General features: G+C 64.0%; 11 protein-coding genes. 1 reads left to right on the forward strand and 10 read right to left on the reverse strand.

Annotated features, from left to right (window positions below):
• Positions 1-57 precede the first annotated feature (57 nt).
• Positions 58-1287: a 3-deoxy-7-phosphoheptulonate synthase gene (locus tag IE107_RS09090; protein WP_373302421.1), complete on the reverse strand. Its 1230-nt coding sequence runs from the start codon at positions 1285-1287 to the stop codon at positions 58-60.
• Positions 1288-1568: 281 nt separating this feature from the next.
• Here IE107_RS09090 and IE107_RS09095 point away from each other — a divergent pair, with 281 nt between their 5' ends.
• The gene (locus IE107_RS09095; protein ID WP_189543015.1) at positions 1569-1751 is read left to right on the forward strand and encodes a transposase; all 183 of its coding nucleotides are present in this window, start codon (positions 1569-1571) and stop codon (positions 1749-1751) included.
• A 28-nt stretch (positions 1752-1779) separates the two neighbouring features.
• Here IE107_RS09095 and IE107_RS09100 read toward each other — a convergent pair whose 3' ends face one another.
• From IE107_RS09100 to IE107_RS09145, 9 genes are all read right to left on the reverse strand, one after another.
• Entirely contained in the window at positions 1780-3009 is a 1230-nt protein-coding gene (locus IE107_RS09100; protein ID WP_189543017.1) for an MFS transporter, read from the reverse strand.
• A gap of 67 nt (positions 3010-3076) precedes the next feature.
• Entirely contained in the window at positions 3077-3784 is a 708-nt protein-coding gene (locus IE107_RS09105) for a prephenate dehydrogenase dimerization domain-containing protein (protein WP_189543019.1), read from the reverse strand.
• 217 nt (positions 3785-4001) lie between these two features.
• Positions 4002-6077 carry an aminodeoxychorismate synthase component I gene (gene pabB / locus IE107_RS09110; RefSeq protein WP_189543021.1) on the reverse strand — a complete coding sequence of 692 codons (2076 nt, stop codon included), beginning with the start codon at positions 6075-6077 and terminating at the stop codon, positions 4002-4004.
• Entirely contained in the window at positions 6074-6412 is a 339-nt protein-coding gene (locus IE107_RS09115) for a chorismate mutase family protein (protein ID WP_189543024.1), read from the reverse strand. Before IE107_RS09115 ends, pabB begins: the two co-directional genes overlap by 4 nt.
• 5 nt (positions 6413-6417) lie before the next feature.
• Positions 6418-8754 carry an FAD-dependent oxidoreductase gene (locus IE107_RS34780; RefSeq protein ID WP_229866785.1) on the reverse strand — a complete coding sequence of 779 codons (2337 nt, stop codon included), beginning with the start codon at positions 8752-8754 and terminating at the stop codon, positions 6418-6420.
• 42 nt (positions 8755-8796) lie between these two features.
• Positions 8797-10344 carry an AMP-binding protein gene (locus IE107_RS09130; protein ID WP_189543026.1) on the reverse strand — a complete coding sequence of 516 codons (1548 nt, stop codon included), beginning with the start codon at positions 10342-10344 and terminating at the stop codon, positions 8797-8799.
• A 143-nt stretch (positions 10345-10487) separates the two neighbouring features.
• Positions 10488-11648 carry a pyridoxal-phosphate dependent enzyme gene (locus tag IE107_RS09135; protein ID WP_189543028.1) on the reverse strand — a complete coding sequence of 387 codons (1161 nt, stop codon included), beginning with the start codon at positions 11646-11648 and terminating at the stop codon, positions 10488-10490.
• Between the two features lie 92 nt (positions 11649-11740).
• Positions 11741-12409: a hypothetical protein gene (locus IE107_RS09140; RefSeq protein ID WP_189543030.1), complete on the reverse strand. Its 669-nt coding sequence runs from the start codon at positions 12407-12409 to the stop codon at positions 11741-11743.
• Positions 12410-12564: 155 nt separating this feature from the next.
• Entirely contained in the window at positions 12565-17493 is a 4929-nt protein-coding gene (locus tag IE107_RS09145; protein WP_189543032.1) for a non-ribosomal peptide synthetase, read from the reverse strand.
• Positions 17494-17530: the final 37 nt, after the last annotated feature.

Here is a 17530-nt window from a genome sequence, read left to right on the forward strand (position 1 = left end):
TCGGGTGGTGTCGGGTCGGGGGGGGAATCGGGGGTGGTGGCACGGCCGTTTACGTTGCTATTGATTCCGCCTACTGATTAGACACCTTGCCCACTCGGTTACCACCAACAGCGCTTGGCCGGGGTTCAGTCGGGGGTCGCAGAATGTGGTGTACCGCTCTCCCACCAGATCCAGTTGTCCTGAATCATATACACACTCAGTGATGTGCTCCGGAGTGGTTTCTATATGCAAGCCACCGACTACTCCACCGGCGCCGCATATAGCCTCCCTCGCCTGTCGCACTTCCGAGATTACATCTTGTATCAATCGGGTTTTCAGTGCGCCGGGGGTGTTCACCGTGTTCCCGTGCATTGGGTCTATCAACCAAATCACCGGGTGGTCGGCAACACGGACCACCTTGGCCAAGCTCGTCAACTGTTCCGTGGCCCCGCCTGCGCCCATACGCGCAATGAGGGTCAATCGGCCAGGTACGCGATCGGGATCCAGACGCTCACACAGGGCCAGCAATTCGTTCTCGGCGATGCCAGGACCGATCTTGCATGCCACCGGATTGAAAACCTGCGCGAGCAGTGCGACATGAGCGCCCTCGGGGCTACGGGTACGGTTGCCGATCCATGGCCAGTGTGTCGAGGTGAGGAACGTGTGTCCCAGCTCATCGCGCCGTACCATCGGCAGTTCGTAATCGAGCAACAATGCTTCATGGCTCGTCCGTACCTGAGTGTCCCGGTTCAGGTGGGTCATGATTTCTCGCGCTGCGTGGTAACCCTCCAGTATTCGTCGGGGCTGTGGTTGTCGAAGCAGCGGATCCGGTACAGGACTGTTCACCATGTGTCCGCGAAATGCCGGCAGCTCCCGACCATCAACCAGTTCGGTCGGCTGGGATCGTGGCTTGGCGAACTGTCCGGCAATGCGACCCACGCGGGTAAGAGGTAGTCCAGTGATGTCCGTAGCGCGATCGGCCAGTTGATTGAGCAGTGCCACTTTACTGCGCACATGTGCGGCTGTTCGCTCCGCCGGGTCCTCGGCACAGTCGCCTGCCTGTATCACCAACCCGTTACCCAAGGCTACGTTCGCGAGGGAAGCTCGTAGTTCTCGTACGGATTTCGCATCCACCAATGGAGGACTGACCGCCAGTCTGGCGGTCACGTCGGCGAGTGCTGCCCGATCAACCCACTCCGGCTGCTGCAGTGCCGCATGAGTCAGGACTGCGGCCCTGGAATCTTTCCGACCGTCTCGGAAAGGCTTCGCTAAAGACACAATTCTCCTGATTCTAAGAGGATGTCTCACGTGGCCGGGCCGAACCCGGTCGATCGTGGCAAGAAGGGCAGCAAGCCGCAGGTCCTGTCCGAGACTCAGGAAATCCCGCTCGCCGTCGCGGTGTCCGTCGCGAACACCCACGACAGCCTGGCCCTCAAGCTCTTGGTCCGCGGCGTACCCGCGGTCCGCTCCCGAAACACGGTCCCCGTCACTGCCGCCCCGTCAAACTCCGTGCGGGCAAGGCGTGTTGCTCCGCCGAACACCTCGCCTGGCTGCGTGAGCGCGGACTCGTCCCGCGCATCGCACGGCCCGTGATCGAGTCGAGCAAGCGGCTCGGCCGGCACCGCTGGAAGATCGAGCGGTCGATCGCCCGGCTGCTCGGCTATCGCAGGCTCACCGTCCGGTACGAGCGAAAGGGCTCCCACTTCCTCACCTTCCTCGGTCTCGCTGCCGCTCTCACCTGCTACGAGAAGCTCGCAAAACTCACCACGTGAGACGTTCTCCAGGAGCCAGTTCCAAACCTCACTGGGCTTCTCCTGCCGTCGCCTTCGCGGCATCCAAACGGAGCTCTCCCCACCGCACCGCCGGAACCATGAGGAAACTTGCTGCGACAAAGAGTGCGCCGAGCAGGATCCAGCCGAATGATCCCCAGTAAACGAGCAGGCCGGTCAACACGAGCGGGCCGATGAGCTCCGCCACGGTGAGGCCGGATCCGAAGAACGCTTGGTACTGACCGTGCCGGCCTTCGGGGGTGAGACCGAAGCTTATCTCCCATGTGGCGGGCATCTGCATCATCTCGCCGAGGGTCTGAATCGCAGTGGCGGTCAAGAGCAGTAACACCGCGGACCATGCCGAGCCACCACTCCCGGAGAAGGCGAAGACCACACAGCTCGCACCGAGTAACAGGCCGCCTTTCACCACGTACCGCGCCGCACTCGTCATGTTGGTGACACGGCGCGCCACGCGTACCTGGAAGACGACGATCGTCAGTGTATTGAGGACGAACATTGCCGCCACAACCCATTTCGGAGCCTCGGTGTGCAGGACGATCCACAACGGCAGAGCCACGTCGATCAGCGGGCCATGCAGTACCAGGATCAGGTTCAGCAGACTTATGGCAACGTAGGGACGATCTTTGAGCACCGTCTGCGACTTCTCGCCCTTTTCTTTGGCCGGTGTCTGGGCGACGGTTGGTACCTTCAGCAGCACCAGTGCTGCTACCAGGAAGCCACACGCATCAAGGGCGAAGGCGATGAGATACGCCTCTCGCGTGTCGAAGAACAGCACCATACCGCCCAGTGCGGCCCCGATCGCCAGTCCAGCGTTGTACCCGGCCTGCAGGAATGCACGAACCGTGGTGATCTGGTCCTTGGGCACGACCCCGGCCAGCAGCGCCTGTTGAGCCGCGGAGCCGCTACGCTGCCCGATGGCGTACAGCGTGGCCGCCAGCACGAACAGCGGAAAGGAGCGAATGAAGATATAGGAGCCTACGGCCAGGGCCGCGCAGCAGTAGAAGAAGATCGCAGTTTCCCGCGCGCCACGGCGATCCGAAACGTGCCCGAGCGGTACACCGACTGCCAACGCCACGGTCCAGGCTATGGTCAGTCCGAGACCGAGCTTGGCCGGCGATAATCCGACAATTTGCGTAAAGAATAGTGCCGATGTCACGTAATACGCACCGTCGCCGGTTCTGCTGATCAGCTGAACCAAAGCGAGGGTGCGGGCCGGACCACGCAGGTCGGTCGCTTTCATTGTTCTACTCCCGTGACTTTCCATTACCTTCTCGTAACTCACTGAACGGCGCGTAACTCTCTGGTGGTCATGCGCTCTCCTCGGACGAAACAAGCGCGGCGCTTGTGAACAGTTGAGCGCACATGTCCTGCAAGGACCGACGTCGCTCGCCAAGGACACTGGCGACGTCACGCAACAATCGTTCGAAATCTTCGCCGCTGCCGCTCCCGACGACGTTTCGTAGGTGCTCCAGCCCGCGGGCAAGTGCTTCATGAACGTCCGATGCCAGCGGGTTTCCGGACTGGATGTCCCAATGCACCTCGGGGACACCAGAGGCGGCTCGCGCCAGCATGGCCAACAGTGTGGCATGGGGCGGCGGCGCAACGGCCACCAACTCATCTATGTCCGCGTCGAGAGTATGCAGTGCGTGTCCGAATGCCAGTACGGTCGCGTGCGTCAGCGCCTGCGAGATGGCGGCCAATCTGTCATGACGCACTGCATCCATGTGCACGACTCGGCCGCCGAACGCCTCAACCAGGGCCAACAGGTCGGCGGGCAAGGGCTCGTGATGGAACGTCACGGCCACCACCGGCCGTCCTCGCATCCCCCGTGCTGGAGCGAACATCGGGTTGAGCGACACGGCTTGACGGTCTTGGAAGCCGCGCACGGGAGTCGCCATGCGCCCCTTCACGGAAAGAGTGCCGGCCAGCAGCGCCCGTTCGGGGAGCAAGTCCATCAATGCCGGTACCGCCACAACAGCGACCGGCTCCGGTACCGCGAGCAGCAGTAGGTCCACCCCTGATATTTCAGCGCTTACGGCATCGTCAGGTGCGCGGATGTCACCGTCGACCCAGCAGACACCCGGCTGCATTGACCCGGGAGGACGGGGATCCACCACGCACACCGAGATGCCAGATCCAGCGAGTACCGCGGTGAACATCTGACCAATCGCACCGGAACCGCCGGCCACGACGGCGCGCCGTATATTTCCAGGAGACGTCGCGGGTTGAGAATTATTCATTCCGAACCTCGCCTTCGTCGAGCGGCGGCACAGAGCCAGTGAGCGCCAGCGCCATCGCGCGGGACTTCACCAAGGTCTCCTCGAACTCCGCAACAGGGTCGGAAAGGCTGATCACCGCGCCGCCAACTCCGAAGGAAACCCGCTCAGGTGTAGATACGATCGTGCGGATGACTATGCTGAGATCCGCGGCGCCGCTCAGCGAGAACCAGCCGAGCGAACCCGAGTACACACCGCGCGGTCCCCCCTCCAATCGATCAATGATCTCCATGGTGCGAAGTTTCGGCGCACCGGTCATGGAGCCACCGGGAAAACAGGCCCGCACACATTCCACTGCCGACACCCCGGGACGCAGTTGGCCACGGACGGTACTCACGAGTTGGTGCACCGGTGCGTACGTCTCGACGTCGAACGGTTTCGGCACATGGACGGAACCTACCTCGCAGACGGTGTTCAGGTCATTGCGAAGCAGGTCGACGATCATCAGGTTTTCAGCGCGATCCTTCTCGCTGTTCAGCAGGTCCTCACGCAAGGCAAGATCCTCTGCGGGAGTTGCCCCACGTGGTCGCGTACCTTTGATCGGTTTGCTTTCCGCGACTCCATCCACGTTTATGGCGAGGAACCGTTCCGGGGACGCGCTGAGCACAGCAACGTCCGGGAACTCGAACAAGGCCCCGTACGGGACGGGGCTTATGTCTCGGAAAAGCCTGTAGGTGAGCGACGGGTCATGAATCGTATCGGTGGTGAACATGTTGGTGAGGCATATTTCGTATGATTCCCCGTTCTTGATCTCCTCAAGGCATTCATGTATCCGCGCCAGGTACTGCTCGCGGTCATGTCGCGGAACGAAATTTTCCCCGAGCACAGCGGAGGTAACCGGTGGATGCTGTCGGCGGGTCTGGGCCGCGGGCAGCAACTCGAGGCGGTGTGCGGTTCTGTCGAGCCACTTCACAGCGTCCGGGTCGTTGGGAGTCGCGCCCAACGCCAGTAGGTACGTGCAGCGCTCGGCATGGTCCACCACGACCGCCCGGTCGGTGAACAGCAGTGCGGCGTCGGGCGTGGGCGAGGTATGTTCGCCATGCGCCCCGATATCGGCTTTCAGTTCATATCCCAGATAGCCGACATAGCCGAGGTTGAAGTCGAATGGGAGATCCTTGTCGGCAGGTAGTTCCCGGGAGCGGAGTTGCTCGTCCAGATACTCGAAGATGCCCTGACCTCGGTGCTCGATCACTCCATCGGGTTTCTCCACCCGCACCGTGCGAGTGCCCACCCTGTATGTCACGTACTCGGCAAGGGGACCCGTTCCGTCGCCCAATATGGAGAAGCGGGAATTTCCGTCGGCGTGCGAGCTACTGTCCAACCAGAAGCTGTACCGCTTCCCGGCGAAGAGTCCGGCGTGCGCAGTCGCGGTGTCGGGGTAGCAGGCCAGGCGGCGAATGTGTAGCGGTTGCTTGGGAGACGACCGGGTGACGCGCGCACGGTCACGATGCCTCAGGGTAAGCGCCCCGAAGTTTCTGAGCAGTTCGCGACCGTACTCACTGGAGATGGACTCCGGATGAAACTGCACTCCCCACATCGGCTTGCTGCGGTGCCGTAGCCCCATCAGGACTCCGTCCTGCGTCCATGCCGTGCGGATCAGCTCGTCAGGAAGCTCGGTGACCGCGAGCGAGTGGTAACGAACCGCGGAAAACGGTGACGGGAGTCCAGCGAAAAGTTCTTCGCCAGTGTGATATATGCTCGAAATTCTTCCGTGCATCGGCTCGGGCGCATGCTGGACGGATCCGCCGAACAGTTCTGCCATGCCCTGGTGTCCCAGACATATGCCGAGCACCGGCAAACGAGATTCCAGGATCGCAGCGGCGCTGACGCCGAAGTCCCGCTGCCGGCCGGGGTGTCCAGGTCCTGGCGAGATCACTATGTTGTCGTAGTCCCGAGGGCGAAGAGCAGACCAGTCCACGTCATTGCGCAGCACCGTGGGAGGTTGCCCGTTCACCTCGCCGAGCAACTGGTAGAGGTTGTACGTAAAGGAATCGTAGTTGTCGACAAGGAGTGTCCGAACCGGATTCCTCATTGCGGGCCCCCCACAATGGACTCCCCACCTTGGTGCCCTTCGTCGATCACCAAGGTCTCGACCCGGCAGGTCTCCTCGGTGATCAGATCGTAGAGGCGGGACAAGAAGGCTTGGCTGACCCCGTTCTCGGCGCCGTAGTTCGCAGCACGATGCTGGACCGCGTCTATGCGGTGCGGCTGCATCATCGGCACCGCGTGCTCTCGCTTGTGGTGTGCGATCCGCACGCAGCACTCGATACGGTCCCGCACGGCATCCAACAACCGCATGTCGATACCGTCGAGCTCGTCACGCATGCGAGTCAGGCCATTCTTGTCGTCACTTTCCGTTGCGGCCATGGCATTCACTTCCTGAAGGAAGTGGTGTAGCGGGGGCGGTCCTCCTGATCGCGGTGGCCCTCACCGTCGCCGAACAGGCCGGACTCCGCCAGCAAGGCCGGTACGACCCCGATCTGCGGGTCGTCATGCTCTATCGCCAATGCGCCACCTGGCCGCAGCAGCCGTCCAGCAGTGGAAATCACCTGGCGAATCACGTCGAGGCCGTCGGCGCCGGCGAAGATGGCTCGTGCCGGGTGGTGCTTCCCGAACTCCGGCGAGATCTCCATACCGACCGGAACATAGGGAGGGTTGGCAAGCACGAGATCAACCCGGCCTCGAAGGGACAACAGCAGATCTCGATCGGCGACGTCACCCGCATGTACGGTGACCGGCGTGTCGCCCGCCGCCGCCCGCGTTGCCGCGTTGCGGTGCGCACACTCCAGCGCCGCCTCGTCCAGGTCGACCGCATGAACCTGGGCATCAGGACGGGCGTGGGCCACGGCCAACGCAACCGCCGCGGAACCCGTGCAGAGGTCGACCACAACGGGATTCTGGATCTCGGAGATGGTCGACAGCCCCCATGCCAGAAGACATTCCGTGGGGAACAGTGGCACGAACACGCCCTCGTTGACCGATACCACCACACCACCCAACCGAGCGTGCCCGATGATGTGGCCGAGCGGTATCCGTTCGGCTCGCCTGGCCACGAGAGCACGCACCTCGCGTGCAGCCTCCTCGGATACCTGGTCCTGGGGCTCGGGTGAGCCCAGGACGTGGGCCAACAACGCGTCGGCGTCCTGCTGTGGGTGCGGTACGCCGCTGCTCGTCAACGTGCGAACCGTTTCCCGAGCAAGGTCTTCGACCGACAGGCTCCCAGAACTCGAACTCGGTACCGCCGTGGAAGAAGCGCCGACATTCGGCACGCCGCGGCCGGCCGCGTAGTAGTCGCGCAGGGCCTGCGTGAGCGGAGGGTTCAGGCGCGATGCCGCGAGCAGTTCCGGCGGGGGCGTGAAGGTCGGATCCAGCTCCTGCGCCCTCTGCGTGTAGGCGGCATGCAGATAGTGCTCGATGGTGGCGGGCCAGTAGATGGGGACAGACCAGTCGGACTCGTAGCCCGTTGCCAGCATGTGTGTGACGGTGGCGTCCACAATCTCTTCGCGGCTTGCCGGCTGAATAGGGGGGCGGACCGGCCTGAAGGGCTCCAGGTCGATGGAGGATTCCTCCTTGAGCAGGAGTGCGGCCATTTCTCGGGCCAGCAGCGGCGACAGTGTCAGGCCGTCTCGGTACGTACCGGTCATCATCCACAGGCCATTCAGCCCCGTCTCACCGAGCAGCGGCATTCCGTCGAGCGACACAGGTCGGTTTCCGACCTGAATCTTGCGCAGACCGCTATCGGCCAGGTTCTTACGAACCTGGCGATTGGCGCAGTTGAGCAGGAAGAGCACATCCGAGATGAGCGCGGTTTCTCGCGGCTCGACTGAAACGATGTTCGTCGCCCCTACATAGACCTGACCGCCAGGGCGCGGGACGACGTGCAGGCCACATGCGAAAGCGCGGTTGGGCGTGCGTATCACACTGGGCGGGCAGGTGCCGTCCTCGGTGTCCACCACAGCGGACACGCCGTAGCCGCTGATGAGCCGCGGGATCTGGACAGCCTGTTCAGGCACGCTGTCCAGGACAACTTGAGAGTAGGCCCCGGCAGCCAGCACAGTCTTGTCGGTTCGCAATACCGTGCCTGACTCCAGTGCGATCCCGTGCACTCGACCGTTGGCATGTTCAACACGCGTCGCGCGCTCTGCGACCAGCATTCCGCCGGCGGCCAAGAACGCCTTTTCAAGGCGCATGAGCAACTCGGTGGCGTTCACCGCATGCTCGTTCGGCAGGAACATCGCCTGGAGTGGACGTGCCGTAGGCTCGGCATCCAACCAATCGATATCCTCGGGATCCACGTCCTCGAACTTCTCGCCGTACTTGATGAGCGAATCACGTATGGCTTTGAAATTCCGCGTGTCGATCTCAGGCACGCCGACCGTGTTCAGCATGACGACGGTGCCCTTGGCCGTCAGCAGATCCGTGTCAGTCGAGTCGAGGCGAAGTTGGCTCAACCACTCGGGCCACAGTTTGCTCGCCTGATGGGCCCAGTCGAGCTTGGTTCGGCCGTGCTCGCTGTTCAGGTGCTCGGCCGTAACCTCCCCGAAGGCTCCAAGCATCGCTCCCGCGGCCGCGGATGCGGCGCCCGGTCGGTGTGGTTGACCAAGCACGGCCACACTCACCTTACGTCGGGCAAGTTCCAAGCCGAGCGCGAGCCCCAACGCGCCATTGCCGACCACAACGACGTCGTACGAGTGGTTGCCCTCAGACATCAGTATGTTCCCTTTCCGAGTCGAATCTTTCAGCTGAGCCGCTCATTTCGACAATTCCTCAGCCAATCGCCGCCGGTCGACCTTTCCGTTGACATTGAGTGGAAAAGTCTCGAACGCTGTCAGCGAGGCAGGCACCATGTAAGAGGGAAGTCTTTCCCGGAGCACCCGGAACAGATCTTCGGTGTTGCCGATCCGGCCCGTGTACGCAGCGGCCAGTACTGCTTCGCCGCCGGTTGCCGACTGGGCAACCACTATGGCGTCCCGCACTCCAGGCTGCTCCCGCAGCACGGCTTCAATCTCGCCGAGTTCGATGCGGTAACCGCGCACCTTCACCTGATGGTCCAGACGTTCACAGTAGATATAGCCGTCCACACTGATGCGAACCCGGTCACCGGTGCGGTACCAATGCCGGTCAGTGAGCCGGGTCCCCGGATCGTACGGAGTCGCTTTGTCTCCGTCGTAGGTCAGGAATCGGCCCTCGTTGTTCGCCGGGTCAAGGTAGCCAGCGAAGCGTTGCGGACCTCGGATGCACAGCTCACCCTCCTCGGCCTGCTTGCCGTCAGCGTCCAGAACGATGCATTCCAGCGAACTGAGGCCGTAGCCGATAGGAACTGTTCCATTCGGTGTACGTGGCCATTCCGCTACCTGCTTGGGCAACACGTACTCGGCGCAGATGATGGTGAGTTCGGTGGGCCCATAGGCGTTCTCCACCACCCCGTTCGGCGCTGCCGCGTGCCAGGCTTCCGCCTGTTGGAGAGTAAGGGGCTCGCCCGCGAACATGCTGTGTCGCAGCGTGGGCATCGACCCGGGCCGGAGAGGTTCTACCCGCTGCGTCAAGGAGATCACCGAGGGTACCGAGAACCAGTGCGTGAGTCCGCGGCGCCGCACGAACCGGGCTGCCGCGAGCAGATCGTTGCGACCAGGCACCACTACCGTGGCGCCGGAGCCGAACGCGGCGAACATCGCCAGCACCGACAAATCGAAGGTCAAATCGAATGGTTGAAGTACTCGGCACCCGGGCTCGAGTTCGTAATGTTTGATGCTGTGGCCGAGATACGCCGATATATTGCGGTGCTGGATAGGCACCCCTTTGGGCTCGCCGAGGGAGCCCGAGGTGAACAATATGTAGGCCAAGTCTCCGGGCTGGGCGACGAGTTCAGGCAGCTCACCCGTGCCTGTGGGCAGGGTTCCCGATAATTCGCCGGAATCCACGGCGAGTATTCGGGTAGGTAGGTCGACGTCGATCCGTTCCTGGTCGACCAGCACCAGGCCCAGCCCAGCGGCTTGACTGATTGCCGCGTTACGAGCGGTGGGGAACGACGGGTTGAGTGGCACGACCGTGGCACCGAGTCGTTGGACAGCAAGGTACCCGGCGTACGCGGAAACTGTGCCTGCTGCCGCCAGCAAACCGACACGCCCGGGCGCGACGTCGTCATTGGCACCGAGCAACTGGACGGCAATTCTCTCGGCCATGCCTTCAAGTTCCGCGTAGCTGATTACCCGATCGGCTATCTCCAGCGCGGGCTGATCCGGGCAGCGCTTCGCCGAGGCGGCGAACCACTCATACAGAGGTATGGTTTTTGTGTTCATTCCGGTTGCGTTGCCCCTTCGAATGGGCTTTACACCGTACTGCCGCCGAGAACGGTGTCGGAGGCCAGGAATTCGGATGCTTGTGGCACGGTAAAGAGAAACCACTCCTTCACGAACAGCGCCTGGCCTGCTCGACGTCGTGGCTATGGCAGTCGGCTGTGAGGCGTTGATCCGCTTACGACCATGACGATCCGATCGCTGGGTGCCAGATGGCCGGACCCCGCGGCCTGCCGCAGCCCACCCCAGCAGATGAAGGCGGACTTCTCCGTCTCGTAATCCACCGGAATGTCCAGCTCGGCGCATGCATCGATCAGCAACGGAGCCTCCGCTTCCACCCGTGACGGGTCCGCGGAGTCGATGCGGGCGCCGGTTTCCGCGACCAGTTGACGGACCAACGGCAACGTGCGGTTCGGGTTCGTCGACTGGAGCGTGGGCTCGAAGGCCTTCTCCGGCGGCACCATGTCACCCAAGTCGATCTCGTTACGGCCGTCCCGCAACGCCGCGCCCAGCAGCCCGGCGTCCGATGCCTGGAACAGGTGATACGTGTGTTCGCCCACTGCCGGCAGTCCTGCGGCCCGGGCGCGTCGGATTCCGCGCTCGATGCCGAGCGGGCCGTAGCCGCTGGCAATCGTCACCGCGACGATCGTGGCATCGGCGCACCGCTCCGCGATCGCCAGCCCCAGCGGCGCTTTGCCCTCGATCTTCCACTGGCTCGGTGTCAGCCGCAGTGCGCCGTGTTCCTTGCTGTACGCGATGGCCGCGTCGGCCGCGTCGGCCATGTTGCCCGGCACGGGCACCACGCGCGACTTGCCCATCAACCTGGTCGGACACTTGTAGGCGGATGCCTCCGGCACGAACGCCGTGCACGTGATGCCCAGTCGGTCCATGTAGTACTGGTAGGACCGTGCTGTGTTGCCGGAGCTGTGCATGCACACCGACGACACACCCCACTCCAGGCACTTGGCCGCCAGGAGCACGCCCTCGTTGTCCTTGAACGTGCCGGTGTCGTTCCAGGTCTGCGGCAGCAACCGGACGGACGCGACACCGAGCGCTTCGGCCAGCCGTGGGCTTTCCACAGGCAGTAAGGCCTTCTCGTTGCTGCGCAGGTTGTCAGGCTCGGACACCGGCAGGAGCGCGGCGTAGCGGCCGACACCCGGTGTGTCGCTGACCGCGTCCGCCCAGCTCCGAAGGTCGTCGAGTGACGGCGTCAGTGCTTCGCCGCAGCGGGTGCACAGCCATTCATTGGGGCCGTCCACAATGCCGACACCGGGCATCTCGGAACATTTTTTGCAGATGAGTTTCATTCTCTCGTTCCCTCTGTCGTCAAATGAGCGCTCTCCATCCCGCGGCCCCGGCGAACGCGCCAACGCCCAAGTGGCCACAGGATGAAGAACATTCAGGATGCGTCGGACGCTTGCCGGGAAATTCGCATGATCTCGGAGACGCGCTTGGTCACCGACACCGGATCGTCGTGCCTGTCCGCGAGCGCGGCGCCGCCCATGGTGAAGCCCCAGGCGCCCGCGGCGGCGATGTCGGTGATCTGCGCCGCGTCACGCACGCCTCCCGCGATGAGAAAGGGCACGGTCGCCGCAGCCGCGGTGCGCTCCATCAGCAGCACAGGGTCGTAGGAGTTCTGCCTGTAGGGCATGAGGACCAGGCCCGCCACGCCGTGCGTCGCGCTCAGCCGCTCCGCCTCGGCGGCCAGTTCGTCGGGCGAGCTGTCCAGCACCAGCGGGTTGCCGGACATGGATCCGACGAACGGCCAGTATTCGGGCTTCCCGCTGCCTGCGAACGCTTCCGCCGCGCTTGGCCGCCACGTTCCGACCACACGGTCCACGCCGAGGTCCAGCGCCAGTTGGCAGCCGCGTTCCTGGCCGGCCTCGCTCGTGTCGGCCAGCTCCAGCAGGACCGACCGGCCGTCCGCGTGCGCGGCTTCGGTCAGGTCCCTGGCCATGTGCGGATCGGTGTCAACGTCCTTGAACGCTATGATCCGGAGTTCGTCGACCGAGAGCTTCTCGTACACGTCGACCGCGTCCGGGATGGTCCTGTCCTTCTCGGTCAACATCAGAACGAAGTTCAAAGCCACTTCGTCTCACATCCTCATAGTGTAGTAGGAATATCAACTGCCGGTTGGACGCAGACACATCTTTTGTTCTTGAATTTCCATGTGCTTCCGCGTTGATTAGCGTGTCGGCAAGGCGTTGCCGTAGGGGCAGTGATTTACGACGCTGATTTCGGATTCGTGAGTTTGCGCAGTTCCTTCGCCATGTCATGGGGCGTCGGATTGTGGAAGAGCACCTGCAGGGGCAGGTCGACCGCGAATGCCTTTTTGATCCGTGCGATCAGCTGTATGGCCAGCAGCGAGTGGCCGCCGCTCTTGAAGAAGTGGCTGTGGACTCCCAGGCTCCGGTCGTCCAACAGCTCCGACCACAGGCCGGTCAGCAGGATTTCCGTTTCGTCGCCCGGGGGTGTGGCATCCCCTTCGCCGGCGGCGACGGACGGCGCCTCCGGCATCGCGGACCTGTCCACCTTCCCGTTCCTGGTCATCGGGAAGCTGTCGAGCCTGAGGAGGGCCGACGGGATCATGTACTCCGGCAACCGTCGCTCCAGCGCCCGCAGGACATGCGCCTCCGTCGTCGTCGGCGGGGCCACGAAGTACGCGACGATGCGCTTGTCCCCGGCGGACCCGTCCCGCAGCATCACCACACAGGCGGTGACGCCCGGCTCACGCAGGATCGCTGCCTCGATCTCGCCGAGCTCGATCCGGTAGCCCCGAACCTTGACCTGGTTGTCACGGCGTCCGATGAACTCCAAGGTCCCGGTCGAGGTCGACCGCACGATGTCGCCGGTTCGGTACAGTCGGCCCCCGACTCGGCCGGTGAACGAGTCGGGCACGAAGCGCTCGGCGGTGAAGGCCGGTCGGCCGTGGTAGCCGCGCGCCAGGCGGCCGCCGCCGACGACCAGTTCCCCGGCCACGCCTTGTGGCACGAGCTCACCGGCTTCGTCGACTATGAAGGCGTCATACCCCGGGAGCGGGACACCGATGCTCAGGGGTTCGTCCGGGTCGATGATCGTCATCGTGGCGGCGTGGGTCTCGGTCGGGCCGTACAGGTTGTACGCCTGCCAGGGGCCGTCACCCAGCGTGCGCCAGAGCTTCTCGCTGACGGCCTCTCCGATGACGAGCATCCTTGTGCCGGTCGGGATCTCGTCCAGCACGTCGAAGCTGGTCGCCATGTCCAGTTGAGACGGCGTGCAGTCCATGAGATCGATCTCGTGGCGGATCAGTAGATCGACCAGCAGGTGCGGATCGCGCCTGACGTCCTCGGGCACGATCACCATCGTCGCTCCGCCGGCCATCCATGAGAACTGGATGACGTGGCCGTCGAAGAAGATCGGGGAGTTGAGCGCGACCGACTTCGGCTGAGGTCCGTCACCGATGATTTCGTTTGCCAGGGACACGACCAGCCAGTGGATGCCACGATGACTCATCGTCACGGCTTTGGGCAGACCGGTGGAGCCGGATGTGTAGATGAGGTAGGCGAGGTCGTTGTGGTGCACGCGGACGGCCGGGCGGTCAGACGGGTAGGGGTTCCAGGTGTCCTCGTCGTCAAGGAGGAGAACCTGTCCTCGGCCTTCGACCTGGGTGAGGGTGTCCTGGTCGGTCAGTACCGTGGTGCTGGCCGCGTCGTCGAGCATGTAGTGGATGCGAGCGGGCGGAAGCGCGGGATCGATGGGCAGGTAGGCGGCGCCCGCCTTGAGGATGCCGAGCACCCCGGCGACCATGTGCGGGGACCGCTGGGTGCACAGCGCCACCACGTGTTCGGGACCGATGCCCTGCCTGCGCAGTTTCCAGGCGATTCGGTTGGCCCGTTCGTCCAGTTGACGGTACGTCCACGCCTGCTCGGCGTAGCGGACCGCGATGGCGTCCGGGGTCCTGTCCGCCTGGGATTCGAACTCTTCGTGCAGGCCGACGTGGTCCGGCCACGTCGTCTCCGGTGCGGTCCCGGCCGCGATGATCTCGGCTCGATCAGCGGCCCGCAACAGTTCCACGCGTGACGTCCGCAGTGTCGCCGGATCGTGTCGCGCCATCGAGTGGAGGATCGTGAGGTAGTGGCCGACCATACGGCGGATGGTCGTGGCGTCGAAGAGATCCGTCGCGTACGTGAAGCCACCGATCACTCCGCGGGGGTCGTCCACGAGGTCGAGCACCACGTCGCAAACGGCGAAGCCGTTCTCGAGCCTGGAGAAGTCCAGGCTCAGATCGTGCAGTGACTCGACCCGCGCCACCGCGACATCGAATCCGAACATGACCTGGACGACCGGTGACCTGCTCAGGTCCCGCGGAGGCTGTAGGTCTTCCACGACTTGCTCGAACGGCACATCCTGGTTGGCGTACGCGCCGAGGCAGGTCTCTCGTACTCGGCCCAGCAGCTCGGAAAGGGTGGGATCGCCAGCCAGGTCGGTGCGCAACGCCAAGGTGTTGACGAGGAACCCGATCATTTGCTCGAGCTCGACCCTGTTGCGGTTCGCGATGGGGGTGCCCACGACGATGTCCGCGACACCGGTGTAGCGAGCGAGAAGGATCTCGAATCCGGTGAGCAAGGTCATGAAGAGGGTGACCCCTTCACGCTTGCCGAGATCCCGGAGCTTTTCCACCAGATCCGTTGGGATCAGCACCGGCTCGAACGCGCCTCGGTGTGACTGGACGGCTGGACGAGGCCGATTCGCCGGAAGGTTCAGCGCGGCCGGTGCATCCGCCAAGCGGTCGCGCCAGTATGCGAGTTGTTCGACGGCCGGTCCACTGGACAGCCAGTCTCGTTGCCAGGCCGCGAAGTCGACGTACTGCAGCGACATCGCCGGCAGGTCCGGCGCGGTTCGGTTCACCCGGGCTCGGTAGTAGTGCGCGAGTTCGCGGGTCAGCACGTTGAAGGACCAGCCGTCGAAGGCGATGTGGTGAATGGTCAGCACCAGGAGGTGCTCTTCTGCGCTGATGCCCAGCAGCCGGGCTCGCAGCAACGGGCCCGCGGTCAGGTCGAACGGTTCGCGCACGATGTCGTTCACGAGTGCTCTTACGGCGGACTCGTCCCGGTGGTGGAGATCGTGGAATTCCCACGGTGGGTCAACCTGCTCCAGGACGATCTGTTCCGGCCGCTCAACGCCGGGGGCGAAGATGGTACGTAGGGAATCGTGGCGATCGACCACGTCGGACAAGGCCGCCCGCAACGCCGCTACGTCCAGAACACCTCGGAGGCGGTACTCCACGGCGGTTGTGTACGTGGTGGTTCCCGGTCGCAGTTGCTCCAGGAACCACAACCGCTCCTGAGCCGGAGACAGGGGTGCGCGTCCGTCGCCTTCGACGGGACGGATCGGTTGCAACGGTGCTGTGCGTCGGGCCTGGCGTATTCGAGCGGCCAGGATCGCGACGGTCCGGTCCTCGAACACGTCCCGCGGTGTCAGCGCCACGGCCAGGACGCTCCTGGCCCGAGCGATCAGCCGGGTGACCAGGAGCGAGTGCCCGCCCAGCGCGAAGAAGTCGTCGTGGACGCCGACGCGAGCCAGGTCGACACCCAGGACTTCGGCGACGAGTTCCGTGAGGAGTTGCTCTATCGGATCTCGCGGGCTGACGTGCCCCTCACCGAATCCGACCTGGTCCGGCTCGGGAAGCGCGGCGCGGTCGAGCTTGCCACTGGACGTCAGAGGGATCTTGTCCAGGCTGGAGAGCATGGACGGCACCATGTAGTCCGGCAGACGAGCGCTCAGCTCATCGCGCAGCACCCTGGTGTCCGCGCCTCCGGTGACATAGCCGACCAGCCGGGTCCCGTCGGTCGGGTGGTGGACTGCGGTCACCACGGCATCCGTGACCCCGTCGAGCCCTGCCAGGGCTGCTTCGATTTCGCCGAGTTCGATGCGGAAGCCACGCAGCTTGACCTGGTGATCGATCCGGCCGAGGAACTCCAGCTCTCCCGTCGTTCCCCAGCGGACGAGGTCGCCGGTGCGATAGAGCCGGGCGCCCGGGGGGCCGAAAGGGTCCGGGATGAACAGTTCCGCGGTCAAGCCCGGCCGACCGTGGTAGCCGCGCGTGACCCCGGCCCCACCGATCAGCAACTCCCCGGCCTCGCCATGAGGGACTGGGTTCAACGTCTCGTCCACTACGTACACGCTGGTGTCGCGGATCGGCGAACCGATGGGTAGCGGCCCCGGCTCCGGCTCCGGCCCCTGCCCCTGGTGCAAGCGGGCGGGAAAGTAGGTCGAGTTGACGCACGTCTCGGTCGGGCCGTAGAAGTTGACCACCTCGATGCCGGGGACCTGCTCCGCGCACTGGGCGACCAGGTCGGCCTCGAGCGCTTCTCCGCCGCACATCAACCAGCGTAAGCGTGTCCCTGCCAGGGCACGCACGGCGAGGGCTTCTCGCAGTACGGGCGGTGTCACCCCGAGTACGTCGATCTGCCCGCTGGTGACCAGCTCCCGGAGCTCGTCCATGTCGATCCCGGTCTGGCTCGGTGTGAGCACGACCGTGCCGCCGGACGTCAAAGGACCGTAGATCTCCAAGCCAGAGGCATCGAAGCTGAGTGACATACGGTGCAGGAATCTCAGCGGCTTGCCACGCCAGACGTCCGAAACGATCCAGACGGTGTGGTTGACGATTGCGCTGTGCGGAACCATGACGGCCTTGGGCTGCCCCGTGGAACCGGAGGTGTAGATGAGGTAGGCGAGATCGCCGGGCCTGACCGTGACGCTCGGGCGGCTGCAAGAGTGCCGCATCCAGGTCTCTGCGTCGTCCAGGACGAGGGTGTCCAGGTCGCTACTCGTCTGAGAGGTGGCGTGGTCGGCGAGCAGGACCGTGGCGCCGGAGTCCTCAAGCATGTAGGTGATGCGGGCGGCGGGAAGCGCCGGGTCGACGGGCAGGTAGCCGGCGCCGGCTTTCAGGACGCCGAGCAATCCGGCGATCGTCGAGAACGAGCGGCGGGTGTGCAGAGCGACGATGTGCCCCGGTTCGATGCCCTTTGCGAGCAGGCTCCAAGCGATCTGGTTGGCTCGATCGTCGAGTTGCCGGTAGGTCCACGCCTGGTCTCCGAAGACCAGTGCAGTGCCTTCGGGGGTGCGGTCCACCTGGGCTTCGAACAGTTCGTGGAGAGAAGTTTGATCCACTGGAGCCTGAATCAACTCGTTGAGGGTGGAATCCTCA

This window comes from Streptomyces gelaticus (genome assembly GCF_014649535.1).
Lineage (GTDB): Bacteria > Actinomycetota > Actinomycetes > Streptomycetales > Streptomycetaceae > Streptomyces > Streptomyces gelaticus.